The following is a 15,318-nucleotide window of genomic DNA, read 5'->3' as shown; positions in this document are numbered from 1 at the left end:
TTATGAATCGGTACTGGGTCGCTATCTTTTGTGGATTAGGATTTTACGGTTGCTCCGTTATTAGGCAAGAGATCAATTTTGAATTGCCAACGGAGAAGAAAATGACTGTTTACGCAATTTGGTCTATTGGGAAACCTCACCAGGTCTTTGTTGGCAATAGCTTAGGAGTAACGGAAGCCGGTCAACTTATTGCATTGATGGATGCAACTGTTCTCATATATGTTAATGAGCGGATAGTAGATAGCCTTACGTTTGAGAATGATTTGTACGTAGGGACCAACGAATACGCTCTTCTGCCAGACATTAAATATACTTTAAAAGTGTCTCACCCGGCCTACCCCTCCATTGAGGGTGAAATTACGATACCCCCCTTAGAATTAGGGGCCGATCGTATAATAGATACGATCTCAAGGTCCAATTCTACACTTTCTTTCAAAATTAACGAGAAGGTATCCGACGCAAATTTTCAACTAGGCTACTACTCGATTGGGGAAGATTGGATCTACTTTGAAATTGATGAGGCTGTAGATAGCTTTTTCCCAGGCTTCAAACTCCGTATGATCGATAGGCCTGATTCAGCCCTGCTAGATACATTTTCCGTAAAGATTACGCGTCAACTAACACCTCCCGAAGTACCTCAACCGACAACCATCTCCCTGAGCGGACTACAATTTGTGGCCTATCGTTACAGCGAGGAGTTGACTCAATACTTGGAAGCGGAAGCAGCCTTGATCCGCATACCACTGGGGGCTTCGGAGCTTCCTCTAACGGAGATCAAGGATATAAGTAACCTGGAGGGTGGATTCGGCCTCCTGTCCTACTTCCACGAAAAACGACAATTGATTCGCTTAGAATAGAGGTATCGGAGACCATACTACTGGTCTACTGTAAGGTACAAAATAGTTCTTCCTCAAGTGGTGTGAATCGTCAGGTTTGGCCGAAATGGATGGGAAAACAATTCTACTAATAAACTCTGCACCCGCGACCGCGCCTCACTCCCCTACTCCAGCAGATCAACCACCCCATCCCACCGGATAAACAAACGGATCAAACCCCCAAACGACAGGCAAGAAATAATACACCGCCAACAACACCACCAAAACAGAAAAAAGATTCATCCAAACCCCATTCCGCACCATGTCCGGAATCCGCAAATAACCGGAGCCGAATACCACCGCGTTGGGCGGCGTGGCGACGGGCAGCATGAAGGCGCAGGAGGCGGCAACGGTGGCGGCGACTAGCAAAATATAGGGATGAAAACCAAGGGACAAGGCCATCGGCGCCAGCACGGGTAAGAGCATGGCGGTGGTCGCCAGGTTGGAAGTGATCTCGGTGAGAAAATTGACCGAGGTGATGATGATCAGCAGTAAAATAGCCAAACTGACACCTTGTAGGAGCGTGAGTTGGGTCGCGATCCATTCCGCTAAGCCAGATTCCTGAAACCCGCTGGCCAGGGCCAGGCCACCGCCGAAGAGCAGGATAATGCCCCAGGGTAATTTGACGGCCTCCTCCCAGGTGACGAGCTTGCGCTCACCGCCCCGGGCGGGAAGGAGGAATAGGATGATGGCGCTCGTCACGGCGATGATCGTGTCGTCCAACGCGGGTAGAAAACGCGTGAGGACCAGGGAGCGAAGAATCCAGAGGAGGGCCGTAGTGATGAAGACGACCAGTACTATCTTTTCTTCGTGCCCCATCGGACCGAGTTGCCGCAACAACCGCTGTATCTCCGACCGGCCGCCGGGGAACTCCGCTTGCTTGAACCGGAACGCTATTTTAGTCAGGTAGACCCAACAGCAGGCGAGTAGAATGATTGAAATGGGCAAACCGAACTTCATCCACTGTAAAAAGGAGATTTCAATGCCGTATAATTCCTCGACTACGCCCGCCAGCACGAGATTGGGTGGCGTGCCGATGAGGGAGGCGATGCCACCGATCGAGGCGGCGTAGGCGATGGCCAGCATTAGTGATTTGCCGAATAGCTTGTTCTCGTCCGCAACGGTCGCCGGGTTGTCGTTGAGTTGGCTGACGATGGCCATGCCGATCGGTAGCATCATGACCGAAGTGGCCGTGTTCGATATCCACATGGACAGCGCCGCCGTAGCCACCATAAACCCCAGGATGATTTGTGGAATACTGGTGCCCATCACGTTGATGATGTTCAGAGCTATGCGCTTGTGGAGATTCCACCGCTCGATGGCGATGGCCAGGACGAAGCCGCCCAGGTACAGGAAAATGTATTTGTGGCCGAAGGAGGCGGCGGTTGTCTGAATATCTAAAGCGCCCGATAACGGGAAAATTACCAGGGGGAGCAGGGCCGTTACGCTGATGGGCAGGGTTTCGAAGATCCACCAGGTGGCGATCCAGGCCGTACAGGCTAAAACGGCATTCGCCTGGTCGGACATCCCCGGCGGTTGGAAAAACAGTAGGATGAGGACGAAGAGGGCCGGGCCGCATACGAGGGAGATGCGGTTGGTCGATTGGTTCATGGTCAGGGATTAGCGCGGGAGTGAAGATGCGGCACGGACGGCGGAATAGCGACCGCCGGTAAGCATTACCGTAACTACCAGTAACCCAGCCACGAAATGAGGGAACAAATCGGCACGGCGTTTTCTTGAGCGACAGGACCATTATTAAGTGAGCCCACTTTGAACTTGGCCATCAAAAACCCGGCGCAATTATGCCAGCTGCTCGACCGCTTACGGGGCGCGGACTAAACCACCACCGCACGTAGTTCGCAAACGCTAGTCCAGAAAAACTACCCCTCCGACAACCTCCTCTCCTACCCGCAAATAGTAAGCCCCCGCCGGCACGTCCACCCGCAAACGAGCCCCCACGCCACGCCGCACCAGCTGCCCACCCACCGTCCACAAACTCCACCCGGCACCCGCGTCCGCGCCCTCCAGCGCTACCGTCTGCCCCACCCGCGCGGGATTCGGGAATACCGTGATGGCACTCGCAAGCCCGGCGAATTCAACCGTCCGCACCTCACTCAGGTGCGCCACCCCGTCGAGGTCCATTTGCCGCAGGCGGTAATAATGCACGCCCGGGCCGGGGGCTTCGTGCAGGAAATGATTTTCGCGCTCACCGGCAGCGACAAAAGCGATCTCGGCGAACGTGCCCCCCTCCAGCGCGTGCTCCACCGACCAGCCGGCGTTGTTCACCTCGGCGGCGACGGACCAGTCCAGCATAGCATTTTTACCGTCGCCCGTCACCGACCAGTTCGTGTACGTAACGGGTAATGCCCCGTCGAGGGCGACCACGAACAGGCCATTAAGTATGTCGCTACCGATAATGTTGCCGGACGGTAAGTAGGGGTAAGCGCCCCAAACGCCGTTGCCGTACGCCGTGGTTTTGGGCGTAGTATCGTAATACCCCAGCCGGGTGGGGTTCTCTTTATCGGAGATGTCCCACACCTGAATACCGTCGCCGTAATAACTCATCACGACGCGGTCGTCGTCCAGTACGTAAGGGTTGTGGGCCAGGCTTCTGTCACTCGTCGGGTCACTAAGCGTCGACCGGAACAGGCCGACGACCTCCATATCCAGCGGATTTTCTACGTTGACAATCTTGACGCCCCGGTCCGGCGTCTCGTCGCACATGACCGCGTGGGTGCCGTCGGGCGTCCGCCAAACGCTATGGTTGTAGCCGGCCTCCACGTAGTTGCTGAGCAGACCGAGTTCGACGGCGGTATCGGGCTGCGACACGTCGTACACGTACATGCCCCGCGCCTCGCTGTTGGCGTAAAGCGTGTCGTTAATGGCGTAGCCATCGTGAATATATCCGCCATTGTTGGATAGGTCTACGTTGCCGATCATTACCGGGTTGATCGGGTCGGCCAGGCTTAATGCAATATATCCATTACGCGTGCTGTCCGTCCCGAATGCGTACAGCCGGACGGGGTCGGTCGTCTCGTCGATGAATAAGTTATGCGCCTGGGCGAAAAACGCGGTGCTGCTGTACACGATCATATCTTCGCTCCGCGTGTTTTCTATGTCACGCAGATCGATTATTTGTAGCCCTTCGTTTGCGCGGTCGGTCACGCAGTAAGCATAATCGCCGTACACCTTGATGTCCCGCCAGATCGTCGACGAATTCTCGTAGCTGTTCAGCCGGTGCAGTTCCGTAATGTTGGCGGGGTCGGTTACGTCCAGAATATGCACGAGGGAAGCCGAACCTAGTAGGGCGTACTCTTTTCCGCCGGCGGCGTAGCCCCAGAGGTCGCTGTACCGCTCGAGCGTCTGGTCATCCCAGCTCCCCAAAAAAGTCATGTTTTCCGCCTGTTGGGCGCGGACGCCGGTGCCGGGGAAGACGGGCAGAAGCAAGGCTAGGCAGGTGAAAAAGCTAAGTTTTTTGAACATTAGAAGAATGTTGGCGGGGTCAGCTGAAGTGTCTAAAGATAGGGAAGGAATAGGTGGTGGGTAGAAAGGCGGTAGGCAGTAGTCAGTAGTCAGTAGGCAGTAGGGCATCCGCACGTTGGAGGCTACTGCCTACCGCCTTTCTTCCTACTGCCTACCGCCTACCGCCTAATTTCCTACCCCCTAATAATCTCCAAATGGCCCAAATGATGCCGCCCGTGCCAAGCATACTGCGCCCCCAACTGATCCAATTGGTAGTCAATCCACGCGCCGCCGTGAAGAGCAATCTAATTTTCAACCATACTTATTGACATCTAATCATCATAAAACTTTACCGTCCAAGGTTTTGGAAGATCGTCAAAATGAACCTCGCAACCGTTTGCGTGAAGAGTATACAGCGGCTCGTCGGGAAAATCGTTCATGCGTAGCCACGTTTTTGATCTGTCGTGTTGCTTAGAATAAAAGAAGCTTCTATTCGCAACATCATGATACCAAACGACAACATCCTCTTCCATTATAGAATTATTTAGGGTATCTGCACCGATCAAAATTAAATTTAAGCTAGCTACCTAAACTACCCACCACCCCCAAGTGCCCCAAATGATGCCGCCCGTGCCAAGCGTACTGCGCCGCCAACTGATCCAACCGGTAGTCGACCCCAGCGCCACCGTGAAAGGCCGTTCGGTCCCACTGCGCGGGCGAGCAGGTTGCCAGTAGCACGGACCAGCGCAGGTGCAAAGCTTCCAGCGCCCGTAGGCTCACTTCGATCGGGACGGCCGTCACGTCGGCCAACTCCGCCCAACGTTTTTCGTCGTAGCCCGTCAGGGTCGGGTGGTCTTCGGTGAGGATGCGTTTGTGGCGGACGTAGGCGTTGACGTGGCTGTCGCAAACGTGGTGGATGACCTGGCGGGCCGTCCAGCCGCCGGGGCGGTAGGTGGTGTCGAGGAGTTTGCGGGCTTTCAGGTTACGGGCGGCCTCGGCGAACTGCTGGGGGAGGTCACCTATTTGGCGGACGTATCCCAGGCGGTTGGCGGCGGCGACTTCAAGGGTGGGTAGTTGAAATTTACCGATGGGATACTGCATGGTGGTAATTTTAAAGGTTGAGGGCATCCCGCCCGAACGCTCATACGGCAGCGCTTCCGCCGTTACGTTCGGGCAGGATGCCCTCAGCCTTGACGCGTAGCCAGCCGTGTCTGCTCCCCTTCCCACCCAGCCCTGCACCCGCGACCGCGCCCCAAAATACAACTTTACCGGATTTTAGTAATACTTTTGCGGCGAACAACGTTTAACAAACCGAATCCAAGGGAAGCCCCCGCGGATCGATCATACAGGGGCCGAAGCACCCGCCGTTGCACTGGCGCTGCCTCGTTTACTAGCCCCAACAAACCAATACGTATGTCTACTATTATCAACGACCCCAACCCCAAATTTAGCCCCGGCCCGACGCCCCAGCCCAACCGGACGCCCCTGCTGCTCGGTATCATCGCCGTGTTGCTGATCGGCTTGATCGGCCTCGGCATCGCCTACGTCAGCCGCGGTACGGAAAACGCCGAACTGTCGGCCGACTACACCGAAATGGAACAGTTCAAGCTCGCTTCCGAGAAGCAGTACTACGAATCCATCGCCGAACTCGAAGAGATGCGCGGCAGCAACGAGGAGCTCAACGCCCTCATCGACCAGCAGAAGGAAGAGCTGCGCACCCAGAAGGATAAAATCGAAGGCCTCACCCGCGATAGCCGCAACCTCGGCGCCGCCCGCAGCGAACTGGCGAACATGAAAACGCAGGTGCAGAGCTACGTCATCGAGATCGAAGACCTCCGCCTGGCCAACGCCGCCCTGGCCGAAAATAACCAGCGCCTGACCAGCGAGCGCGACGTACTGACCACCGACCTGACCGACAGCCGCCAGCAAAACGAAAGCCTCAGCAGCGAACGCGCCGTGCTCGTCACCGAACGCGAACGCCTGACGTCCAACAACCAGGAGTTGAGCCGCAAAGTCGGCATCGCCAGCGTCCTGAAGGCCAACAACATCAACGTCGTCGGCCAGAAAGAACGCAACAACGGCAAGTGGGTTAACCGCAATACGGCCCGCAACGTGGAGCGCATCAACGTCTGTTTCAACAGCCTCGACAACGCCGTGGCGCAGGCGGGCGAAGAAGCTTTCCAGGTCCGGCTCATCAACCCCACCGGCGAGACGATTCAGATCGACGCCGACGGCTCCGGCGTTTTCACCAGCACCGAGTCCGGCGACCGCATCCCCTACACGACCCAGGTCATGTTCGACTTCGACGGCAGCGCCAACAGCCACTGCGCTAACTGGGCGGTTGGGAATCAGGAATTTCAGAAAGGTACTTACGTAGCCGAGTTGTACAACAAAGGATTCTTTGTTGGGACGGGCACGGTGGTGCTTAAGTAATTATGTAGCTTTAGGTTTGAGGGTCTATTGCCCGAACGATCGTGCGGCAGCTTTCCAGTAGAGAGCTGCCGCACGTGCGTTCGGGCTTGTAAGCCCTCAACCTATCTTTGCGGGATGCAGACGCCCGCAACAACTCTGATGAACGCCCTGGATATGCCTGCCCCAAAGGACGGGCGCACGTTCTCGGAAGAAGAGTTCATTCAGCGACTCGCCGACGCGGTGGATTACTGGATGCAGTACCGGATGGAAGAGCTCATGAGCCTTTGTTACACGCTCGACGTAAACGAAGCGGGCGTAGCGCGGGCGTTTCATCCTTCCGCTCCGGAGCCCGCAAATCTCGGCCTGGCGCGGCTGCTTTACGCGCGGCAACTGCGGCGGTTAGCGACCCAACAAACCATCAAAAGCCCCCCCGTCGACGATGCGGATGCGTGGTAGCGCGCCAAGTACAAGTACCGTGAAGCAAAAACTTTTTATTCCCCTGCTATTTTTGGCGCTGTACTTCGGTGGGCGGGCCTGGTATTTTAGCCCCAACGCCACCGCAAATGAGCTCGCGCCGGACTTCACGGCCACGCGGGCGGACGGGCAAACCTTTTCACTGAGTGACCTGCGCGGTACGCCCGTATTGCTCGATTTTTGGGGTAGCTGGTGTGGCCCTTGTCGGCGAGAGAGTCCGGTCCTGGTTGACTTACACGAGCGGGTGGGTGGCGAGCTTACCATCGTCAGCGTAGCCATTGAGCGGGATAGCGCTGCTTGGGTTAGGGCGCGGACGCAGGATTCCAGGTTTTGGGATTACCAAGTGATGGAGCAAACGACCAGTCTGAAGTTCCTGAATGGCCCGATTGCGGATCTCTACGGGATTAATTCGGTACCCAGCAATGTTTTGGTGGGGGCGGACGGAGTTGTCCTGGGGGTAAACGTAGATTTGTTGGAGCTTTTTGACTAGACGGTATTCCTCCCGGCGGAAGCCAACCAAACCCCATGCGCGACAAAATAACCCAGGCCCAAGACTACGCCGAAGCCCTCTCCGGCCCCGTCCCCAGTTATTTAGAGGAAGTAGCCCGCCAAACCTACCTAAAAACCATGGCCCCGCAAATGCTGAGCGGCCACCTCCAGGGTAGGCTTCTTTCCCTGCTATCCCACTTGGTCAAACCGGTTGCCGTATTAGAGATCGGCTCCTTCACCGGCTACGCCACCCTCTGCCTCGCCGAAGGCCTCGCGCCCGGCGGCACCGTCCACACCATCGAGGGCAACCCCGAAAACGCTTTTTGGGCGAAAAGGAATTTTGCCGCTTCTCCGTTTACCGACGAGATTGCGCTGCACGTGGGAACGGCCGCCGAAGTCCTCCCTACCCTGCCCGATACCTTCGACCTCATCTTCCTCGACGCCGACAAGCGTGGTTACCCGGGCTATTTTTACGAGCTGATCGACCGCCTCCGCCCCGGCGGCCTCCTGATCGCGGATAACATCTTGTGGGATGGCAAAGTCAGCAACGGTGGCAAGCAGAACGCGGACGTGGCGGCACTGCGGGAATACAACGAGCTCGTGGCTACGGACCCGCGAGTAGTTACGGTTGTTTTACCGCTTCGCGATGGGTTAAGTCTGGCGCGGCGGGTTTGATTGGTCTACGCTGACGAAATAGCTTACAAATACTACTCAATTCCTGTCCGCTCCCCAGTATGTTTTCTTTTAATAAGAAAAAAGGACGTTACTTCGAAGCAGAGATAATCAACTTAGTTGGCTTTCCCCTTTATACCTCGTCAACGAAAGGCATGAGTGCATCTTCAACCTGCACCATCCCACAAAACTGAGATTCAAAATTCTCTCCACGCGAATACCTCGCAATGGAATTGTAAACGCCCACCTCTTTATTCGGAGATAGGTGTACTATAATTTGATCATTTTTGACGTCGATAATCCAGTACTCCCTAATCCCCGCTCCGGCAAAAAGCTGGGCTTTATCTCCGATATCGTAACTAAGCGTGGAGTGTGAGACTTCCGCCAGAAAGAAAACATCTTCCGGCCCGGGGTGGCCACCCGCTACGGTGTACCTTTTTTTAGTTACGACGGCTAAGTCTGGCTCCGGTTCAGAATCCGGCGGCAACGTTATTGCATCCTGCGCCCGGACCTTATAATCCCCCGCAAATTGACGAATGAACTCGGTGAGGTAGTAGAGATATTCGCTGTGTAAAACGCCTAATCCCATTTTATCCTTTAATTTTCCTCGTACCAGTTCTACCCTATCGAGCGGCGTGATTACACCCGCCGTGATGGCCAGGTGATACCGTTCCAACGTCCAACGAAAGCGCTCATCCCTCCTCGGCGCTTCCTCCAGTCCATATTCCGTGATGGCCTTTGTCATAAATATAAAGATACGAGTTTCGGATAAAAACGACGGGAGCACGAACTTTGGTTCGTGCTCCCGTAATCCTCTTACTAATTTTAATTACAGCATCAAACTACCGCCGCTTCCGCTTCCTTAGGCAAACCCTGCACCCCGTTCACCGTCGTGTACTTAAAGCTGAGCTTCTTATCCGGGTAAATGTAGGAGAACGCACTCTGCACCGCCATCGTCCCCTCGTGGAACCCACAGAGGATCAACTTCAGCTTGCCCTCGTAGTGATTGATGTCGCCGATGGCGTAGATGCCGGGGATGCCCGTGCTGTAATCTTTCGTATCGACGATGATGGCGTTTTTGTGGATGTTGAGGCCCCATTCCGCAATCGGACCGAGTTTCGGTGCTAAACCGAAGAGGGGGATAAAGCTGTCGACGGGGATGTCTTCCAGCTCACCGGACTTGTGTTTGACCGTCACGCCTTCTACTTTTTCCTCACCGATGATCCCGACGGCCTGAGCGTTCGTGACCAGATTGATCTTGCCAGATTCCGCCAGCTCCGTGACCTTTTCTACACTATCGAGCGCACCCCGGAAAGAATCACGGCGGTGAACGAGTGTAACGCTGTTGGCTACGTCGGCCAGGAAGATCGTCCAGTCGAGGGCGGAGTCACCGCCACCGGCCAGCAGTACGTCCTTACCCCGGTAAACTTCCGGATCGCGGATCACGTAAGCCACGCCGTTATCCTCGTACTTATCGATGTTGGGGATCGGTGGTTTGCGGGGCGTGAAGACACCCAGGCCACCCGCGATCATGATGACCGGCGCCTGGTGAACGGTTCCCTTCACGGTCGTCACTTGGTACATTTTTTCACCGACTTCCTCGATCTTCGCGGCGGGTTCACCCAAAGTAAAGCCCGGATTAAACGGCTCGATCTGCTTCATCAAGTTATCCACTAACTCTCCAGCCAGCACGGTTGGGTAGCCGGGGATATCGTAGATAGGTTTTTTAGGGTAGATCTCCGTCAACTGTCCGCCGGGCTGGCCGAGGGAGTCAATTAAATGGCAACGGAGTTTTAATAGTCCGGCTTCGAAAACGGTGAATAGGCCTACGGGGCCGGCGCCGATTATTAGGATGTCTGTTTGAATCACGCTATTATATTTATTCTCAGTTAGCCACAAAAACACGAAAACACAAAAATTGATTTGTAAAGATCGTACTGCTTTGTGCTTTTGTGTTTTTGTGGCGTAAATTTTATGCTTTAAGTATGCAAGCCACACTCATCCCGCTCCTTGCCCACCCAGCGCCCCGCCCGCCCCTGCCCCGGGTGCGTACAGTGGTGGCAGCCGATCGATCCGTAGCCTTGGGCTTCCAACGGGTGCCGGGGGAGCTGGTCTTTTTCTAGGTAATACAGGAACTCGCCCTCCGTGATGTCGATCAGCGGGTGAAAGTGGATCAGTCCGTCGACCGCTTCGAAGATGCGCATCGCCGCGCGGTTCATCGTCTGGTAGCTGTGAACGCCGGACATCCAGACCGTGTGCGCCGCCTTCACGCCCGCTAACGGCATCACTTTGTTGTAGTGGCAGCAGCGGCTGGGCTGACTGTCCCACATTTCAGCTTCCAGGGTTTGCCGGTGGCGCGCCGGGTCGGGGAGGATCTCGACGACTTCCAGACCAGTCACCTCGCTCAACGTGTTTTTATAAATTAGGGTTTCCGGAAAGTGGTAGCCGGTGTTGAGCATGTGTACCTTTTGTCGGGCATTAGCGCGGCTGACGAAGGTGAGCATCACGACCGATTTGGTGCCGAAGGAGCTGGTGAAAAGCACCTCGTCCACCGGAAAACGCTCGTAGAGTCGGGTGAATCGCTCCTCAAAGGTCAGGTGCTCGAACTCTGCGTTGAGGGCTTCTATATCGACTTTCAGAATCGGTCTGGGGATGGCAGTCATAGTCAGTTTAGTGGGAGTGGTTGGATGGGCGCGGTCGTCCCGACTAAGTACGGGACTTGCTTAGGCTTCGCGGGTGCAGGGTTTACGCGGAAGGAGCGGTACTATTCAGGTCCGGCTCAACTGTTTTCCGAGACTCTTTAGCGGCCGCAGCAGCAACCAAACAACCACCCGGCGGGCACCGGTAAACCGGCTCATCACCGGCGGTGGAAGCAAGCAAACTATTCGTGACGCCGTTGAGTTCGCGCACCTTGGTTTGAAAATCGCCGGTTAACCGGTCGCGAAACAGTTTTAGGTTCTCCAGCAGGGAAGTTGTTTCGAGTTCGGGCAACTCCGCCTCCAGCCACTGCCGGAAGCGTTTGGCGAAGGTGGGGCTTTGCCCGTTCGTAGAAATGGCGACCTTTAAGGGACCGCGGGTTACGATGCTGCCGAGGTAAAAATCACAGAGGCTTGGAGTGTCGGCAATATTGGCTAGTCTACGGGCGGCCTTGGCGGCAGACCAGACGGTGTGGTTGATTTCTTTGAAGTTGGTGGCGGCGACGACGAGGTCGGCGATCTCTACGTCCGTAGTCCGGAATTTCCGAGCGTAGTAGATTACCGTTCCGCCAGCGGGGGTTTGCCATTCTCCGCTCGGGGTTTCGTCGTTGAAGCGGGCCGCCTGGAGGCTTTGCCCCCCGAACCCTGCTTCATCCGGTTTACTTTGCACCCGCGACTGCGCCGCCATATCAAATTTGTCTAGCAACTCCTTTAACTCCTCCCCCATCCAAGGCGCAACGATGACAACGCGGGCGTTGGGGCTAGACTTCAGGATAAAACTTAGCTTCTCCTCCCCTACTTCGCCCGCCCCGACCACCAGCAGTTGCAAGCGATCAAGACGAAAAAAAGCGGGGTATAGTTGGTTAGTCATTTAATATTTTTGATTTGAATATTTAATATTCAACATTTTCTGGCAATCATTGATATTCTGGTAAATATTAAATTTTAAATGCTAAATCAGAAATTTTCAATTTAAAGTCCGGGTGCTGCGACACCGTCTGCCCCAAAACGATGATGCCCGGGCCTTTATCTTTCTCCGCAAACACGCGCTCGCTAATGTCGTTGACCGTGCCCAACCAACATTTTTCGTTCGGCCGACTTCCGTTCTGGATGACCATCGCGGGTAAGTCACCTTTGCCTTCGGCGTCCCACAGCGCGCAAATCTGGTCGAGCCGACCGAGGCCCATCAGGATGATCACCGTCGCGTCGGACCGGGGCGCGAGCAGCAAATCGGCACTCAGCCCGTGGTCGCGCGTGTGGGCGGTCAATACCCAGAAGCTGTCGGCGTAACCCCGGCTGGTGGGTGCGACGCCCTGTAATGCCGGCAAGCTGATGCAGCTGGAAATACCGGGAACGACCGTCACGTCAATCCCGTGCGTGCGGGCAAAAGCGGCCTCTTCCTGACCGCGACCAAACACGAACGAATCGCCACCCTTCAGCCGCACGACGTGCCCGTATTCGAACGCGCAGGCGACGATCAACCGATTAATTTCCTCCTGCTTCTTGTAGTGACAACCGGCGCGCTTACCGACGAAGATCTTCTGGGCGTGCGCGGGGGCTTCGTCCAGCAATTCGTCGGAACTCAGGGCGTCGTAGAGGATCACGTCGGCGGACTGGATGGCTTTTAGGCCTTTGCGGGTGATTAGGTCGGGGTCTCCGGGGCCGGCGCCTACTAGGGTTATGTGGGGGGAAATCATTTGGTTATGATTTAGGTAGATACTAAATTGGACGTAGGAAAATTCAATGGTAATAATCGAAAACGTGGGGCTGCATTGGTAATAATTGGAAATATGGGGAATGCGCTGGTAATAATCGAAAACGTGGGAAAATGCTGGTAATAAACGAAAACGTGGGGCTGCACCCCACGCTACGAGAGACGACCCTCCGGGCCTATGCTTTATAATATTCCCCAATCACCTGCTTGTCCAGTTGACTTTCGCGTTCCTTAATGGCTTTGGATACAAAAGCGCGCGCGTCCGCTAAATATTCGGTAACGAAGCTTTCGGTAGGTTCCTGCTTCTTGATTCGCAACACAAATTCTTCGAACGGCATCGCTTCGGAAAACCGGTTGCCGAAATGCTCGGAGAAATCACGAAGAATACCAATGTGCGTATTACACTTCTTATCCTCCGCCAGCATTAAAGCTTTGGCTGCGGTAATCATTGCGGTATATGCGTGGTAAGCAGCGTCCGGCACCAGACCAGCCTTCAGTGCCTCGCCGGACGCGATGACTTTATTACTGGCGTCATTCAGGATGGCACCGATGACGTCGAGGCTCACGCCCGCGCACTCGCCGACGCCGATTTCCTGCACGTATTCAGCGTCCTGGCCCCAGTCGTAAAACTCTTGTTCCGTAATCGTGGAAGCGTCACCGAGCGGCTTGAGTATATTGTAGAAATACCGTTTCCCCTGGCGCACGACGTAATCGTTATAGTATTCGCCTTCGCCAGCGTATTCCTTATAATCGTTAAATAGGTCGCGCACAACCTGCGGAATCCGCCGCGTCGGGACCTTGATTACTTTTTCCGCCACGAATCCACGGCCATCCTCCGTAATACCGCCGCCCACGACGACCTGCATGGCCGGGGCAATCTTCTTACCCACCCGGATGCTGGACCCGTGGAAACCGATGTTGGCCGCCATGTGCTGGCCGCAGCCGTTCATGCAGCCCGATATTTTGATGCGGATGTCGTCCTCGGTCACCATTTCTGGGAACTCGTCGCGAACCAGGTTTTCGAGGATCGTCGCCAGACCGGTGGAGTTCGTCACGCCGAGGGCGCAGGTATCCGTGCCGGGGCAGGCGGTGATGTCGGCCGTCGTGTCGTAGCCGGGCAGGCCGAGGTTGAGGGCGTAGAGACCGTTGAACAGGTGGGGCAGCGCGGTCGGCGGGACGTAGCGCAAAATCATTCCTTGCTGTACGCTCAGACGGATGTCGGTGCTGGCGAATTGCTGCACCAGGCCGGCGAGGAGGCGGGCTTGCTCCGCTTCCAGGTTACCCAGGGGAATACGAATGGCTACCGCCCGGTAACCGCCCTGCTTCTGCTCGGTCACGTTGGTTTTCAACCACTCGGCGTATAACTCGGGGTGGAGTGGTTCGGCGAATTCGAAATCATCGGAGGGGATATCGCCGAGACCAGGAACCAGGTTTTCGTCGACCTCGACGGTTTTGTCCGGTAGCGCAGCGAGTTCTTCCGTGACCAGCTTCATAAAGGTCTCCAGGCCCATGTTCTTCAGCAGGTATTTCATCCGCGCCTTCATCCGTTTTTCGCGCTCCCCGTAGCGGTCGAATACGCGCAGGCCGGCTTCCATGAAGGGGAGGATTTGGTTGGCGGGGAGGAATTCGTAAGCCGTGGGAGCAATCATCGAGACGGCGCCGAGGCCACCGGCGATGACTACTTTGAAGCCCTTTACGCCATCAACGATGCGGGGGATGAAGCCGAAATCGTGGAAGTAGGTGAAGGCGCTGTCTTGTTCGCTGGAAGAAAAGGCGGGCTTGATCTTGCGGCCCATTTCCTGGCAGATGGGGTTGCGCAAAAAGTATTCAAAACTGGCCTGGACGTAGGGCGTCACGTCGAAAGGTTCGTCGGGGTCGACACCGGCTAACGGGCTGGCGGTGATGTTTCTGACGGTGTTGCCGCAGGCTTCGCGGGCGGTCATGCCGGCTTCGGCGAGTTCCTTCCAGATTTTCGGGCTGTCGTTCAGTTTGACGTAATGCATCTGGATATTCTGCCGCGTCGTGATGTGCAAACGTCCGTTCGTGTGGCGTTCAGACATGTTGGCCAGCGCAATTAATTGGTCGGGGGTAATGTGGCCGAAAGGAATCTTCGTACGGAACATGTGGACGCCGAGTTGGCGCTGTCCGTATACACCACGGGTGAGGCGGTAATGCTTGAAACGGTCCTCATCTTCCTGGCCGCGCTGGTAGGCGTAGATGCGGTCGGAGAGTTCCTGAATGTCCGCGCGGGCGGGGGCGTCGATGTGGGCAATGTCTAAATTTTGGCTGGTCATCATACCCCAAGGTACCCGGGGGCAGCGTGATTAGTCGAGTCGAAGCATGAACAAAGGAACGTATGAACGGATAATATTTTAGACCAACTATTTCATTTTTAGACCAATATACATCATTATAAAACACATACATTGTAATCTTAACACATCTATATTGTAACCATTCGTAATTTTGCTTATTTCCTAAGCTAAGTAGGTGTTTCCTTTCACTATACTTTCAAGGTGGCGCG

At 55.4% G+C, this 15,318-nt stretch carries 14 protein-coding genes; 5 read left to right on the top strand and 9 right to left on the bottom strand.

Annotated features, from left to right (window positions below; genetic code table 11):
- The first annotated feature begins 2 nt into the window (after window positions 1–2).
- Window positions 3–857, top strand: coding sequence for a DUF4249 family protein (locus GGR27_RS06665; protein WP_168036637.1), 855 nt, complete (start codon window positions 3–5; stop codon window positions 855–857).
- A gap of 156 nt (window positions 858–1,013) precedes the next feature.
- On the opposite strand, the gene GGR27_RS06660 is transcribed toward GGR27_RS06665, so the two are convergent.
- From GGR27_RS06660 to GGR27_RS06650, 3 genes are all read right to left on the bottom strand, one after another.
- On the bottom strand, window positions 1,014–2,486 hold the full coding sequence (locus GGR27_RS06660; protein ID WP_168036636.1) for an SLC13 family permease: 1,473 nt from the start codon (window positions 2,484–2,486) through the stop codon (window positions 1,014–1,016).
- A gap of 255 nt (window positions 2,487–2,741) precedes the next feature.
- Entirely contained in the window at window positions 2,742–4,358 is a 1,617-nt protein-coding gene (locus tag GGR27_RS06655; protein WP_168036635.1) for an LVIVD repeat-containing protein, read from the bottom strand.
- 558 nt (window positions 4,359–4,916) lie between these two features.
- Complete coding sequence (locus GGR27_RS06650; RefSeq protein WP_168036634.1) at window positions 4,917–5,438, bottom strand: YfiT family bacillithiol transferase; 522 nt, start codon at window positions 5,436–5,438, stop codon at window positions 4,917–4,919.
- 312 nt (window positions 5,439–5,750) lie between these two features.
- On the opposite strand from GGR27_RS06650, the gene GGR27_RS06645 reads away from it, so the two are divergent.
- From GGR27_RS06645 to GGR27_RS06630, 4 genes are all read left to right on the top strand, one after another.
- A complete protein-coding gene (locus tag GGR27_RS06645) occupies window positions 5,751–6,770 on the top strand; it encodes a hypothetical protein (RefSeq protein WP_168036633.1) in 1,020 nt (339 codons plus the stop codon).
- Between the two features lie 114 nt (window positions 6,771–6,884).
- Window positions 6,885–7,205 (top strand): hypothetical protein, encoded by a 321-nt coding sequence (locus GGR27_RS06640; protein ID WP_168036632.1) that lies wholly within the window; start codon window positions 6,885–6,887, stop codon window positions 7,203–7,205.
- 19 nt (window positions 7,206–7,224) lie between these two features.
- Window positions 7,225–7,713, top strand: coding sequence for a TlpA family protein disulfide reductase (locus tag GGR27_RS06635; RefSeq protein ID WP_168036631.1), 489 nt, complete (start codon window positions 7,225–7,227; stop codon window positions 7,711–7,713).
- Window positions 7,714–7,748: 35 nt separating this feature from the next.
- Window positions 7,749–8,387, top strand: a complete 639-nt coding sequence (locus tag GGR27_RS06630) for an O-methyltransferase (protein WP_168036630.1) — start codon at window positions 7,749–7,751, stop codon at window positions 8,385–8,387.
- Between the two features lie 130 nt (window positions 8,388–8,517).
- On the opposite strand, the gene GGR27_RS06625 is transcribed toward GGR27_RS06630, so the two are convergent.
- The 6 genes from GGR27_RS06625 to GGR27_RS06600 form a co-directional block, all read right to left on the bottom strand.
- Window positions 8,518–9,129: a Uma2 family endonuclease gene (locus tag GGR27_RS06625; RefSeq protein WP_168036629.1), complete on the bottom strand. Its 612-nt coding sequence runs from the start codon at window positions 9,127–9,129 to the stop codon at window positions 8,518–8,520.
- Window positions 9,130–9,221: 92 nt separating this feature from the next.
- On the bottom strand, window positions 9,222–10,253 hold the full coding sequence (locus tag GGR27_RS06620) for an NAD(P)/FAD-dependent oxidoreductase (protein WP_168036628.1): 1,032 nt from the start codon (window positions 10,251–10,253) through the stop codon (window positions 9,222–9,224).
- A gap of 110 nt (window positions 10,254–10,363) precedes the next feature.
- Window positions 10,364–11,047, bottom strand: a complete 684-nt coding sequence (locus GGR27_RS06615) for a phosphoadenylyl-sulfate reductase (protein WP_209037894.1) — start codon at window positions 11,045–11,047, stop codon at window positions 10,364–10,366.
- An 82-nt stretch (window positions 11,048–11,129) separates the two neighbouring features.
- Window positions 11,130–11,951 (bottom strand): precorrin-2 dehydrogenase/sirohydrochlorin ferrochelatase family protein, encoded by an 822-nt coding sequence (locus GGR27_RS06610; protein WP_168036627.1) that lies wholly within the window; start codon window positions 11,949–11,951, stop codon window positions 11,130–11,132.
- A gap of 67 nt (window positions 11,952–12,018) precedes the next feature.
- Window positions 12,019–12,777: a uroporphyrinogen-III C-methyltransferase gene (gene cobA / locus GGR27_RS06605; RefSeq protein ID WP_209037893.1), complete on the bottom strand. Its 759-nt coding sequence runs from the start codon at window positions 12,775–12,777 to the stop codon at window positions 12,019–12,021.
- Between the two features lie 193 nt (window positions 12,778–12,970).
- Complete coding sequence (locus tag GGR27_RS06600) at window positions 12,971–15,091, bottom strand: HEPN domain-containing protein (protein ID WP_168036626.1); 2,121 nt, start codon at window positions 15,089–15,091, stop codon at window positions 12,971–12,973.
- Between the last annotated feature and the right edge of the window lie 227 nt (window positions 15,092–15,318).

The organism is Neolewinella antarctica, from assembly GCF_011927835.1.
Classification (GTDB): Bacteria; Bacteroidota; Bacteroidia; order Chitinophagales; family Saprospiraceae; genus Neolewinella; species Neolewinella antarctica.
Note: the sequence above shows the minus strand (reverse complement) of the source record. Positions and strands in the feature narration are given on the sequence as shown.

Bases quoted from the DNA above. Each gene is read 5' to 3' on its own strand.
- GGR27_RS06655 (WP_168036635.1), bottom strand. From the start codon at position 4,358: ATGTTCAAAAAACTTAGCTTTTTCACCTGCCTAGCCTTGCTTCTGCCC.
- GGR27_RS06645 (WP_168036633.1), top strand. From the start codon at position 5,751: ATGTCTACTATTATCAACGACCCCAACCCCAAATTTAGCCCCGGCCCG.
- GGR27_RS06615 (WP_209037894.1), bottom strand. From the start codon at position 11,047: ATGACTGCCATCCCCAGACCGATTCTGAAAGTCGATATAGAAGCCCTC.
- GGR27_RS06650 (WP_168036634.1), bottom strand. From the start codon at position 5,438: ATGCAGTATCCCATCGGTAAATTTCAACTACCCACCCTTGAAGTCGCC.
- GGR27_RS06660 (WP_168036636.1), bottom strand. From the start codon at position 2,486: ATGAACCAATCGACCAACCGCATCTCCCTCGTATGCGGCCCGGCCCTC.
- GGR27_RS06640 (WP_168036632.1), top strand. From the start codon at position 6,885: ATGCAGACGCCCGCAACAACTCTGATGAACGCCCTGGATATGCCTGCC.
- GGR27_RS06665 (WP_168036637.1), top strand. From the start codon at position 3: ATGAATCGGTACTGGGTCGCTATCTTTTGTGGATTAGGATTTTACGGT.
- GGR27_RS06600 (WP_168036626.1), bottom strand. From the start codon at position 15,091: ATGATGACCAGCCAAAATTTAGACATTGCCCACATCGACGCCCCCGCC.
- GGR27_RS06625 (WP_168036629.1), bottom strand. From the start codon at position 9,129: ATGACAAAGGCCATCACGGAATATGGACTGGAGGAAGCGCCGAGGAGG.
- GGR27_RS06630 (WP_168036630.1), top strand. From the start codon at position 7,749: ATGCGCGACAAAATAACCCAGGCCCAAGACTACGCCGAAGCCCTCTCC.
- cobA (WP_209037893.1), bottom strand. From the start codon at position 12,777: ATGATTTCCCCCCACATAACCCTAGTAGGCGCCGGCCCCGGAGACCCC.
- GGR27_RS06610 (WP_168036627.1), bottom strand. From the start codon at position 11,951: ATGACTAACCAACTATACCCCGCTTTTTTTCGTCTTGATCGCTTGCAA.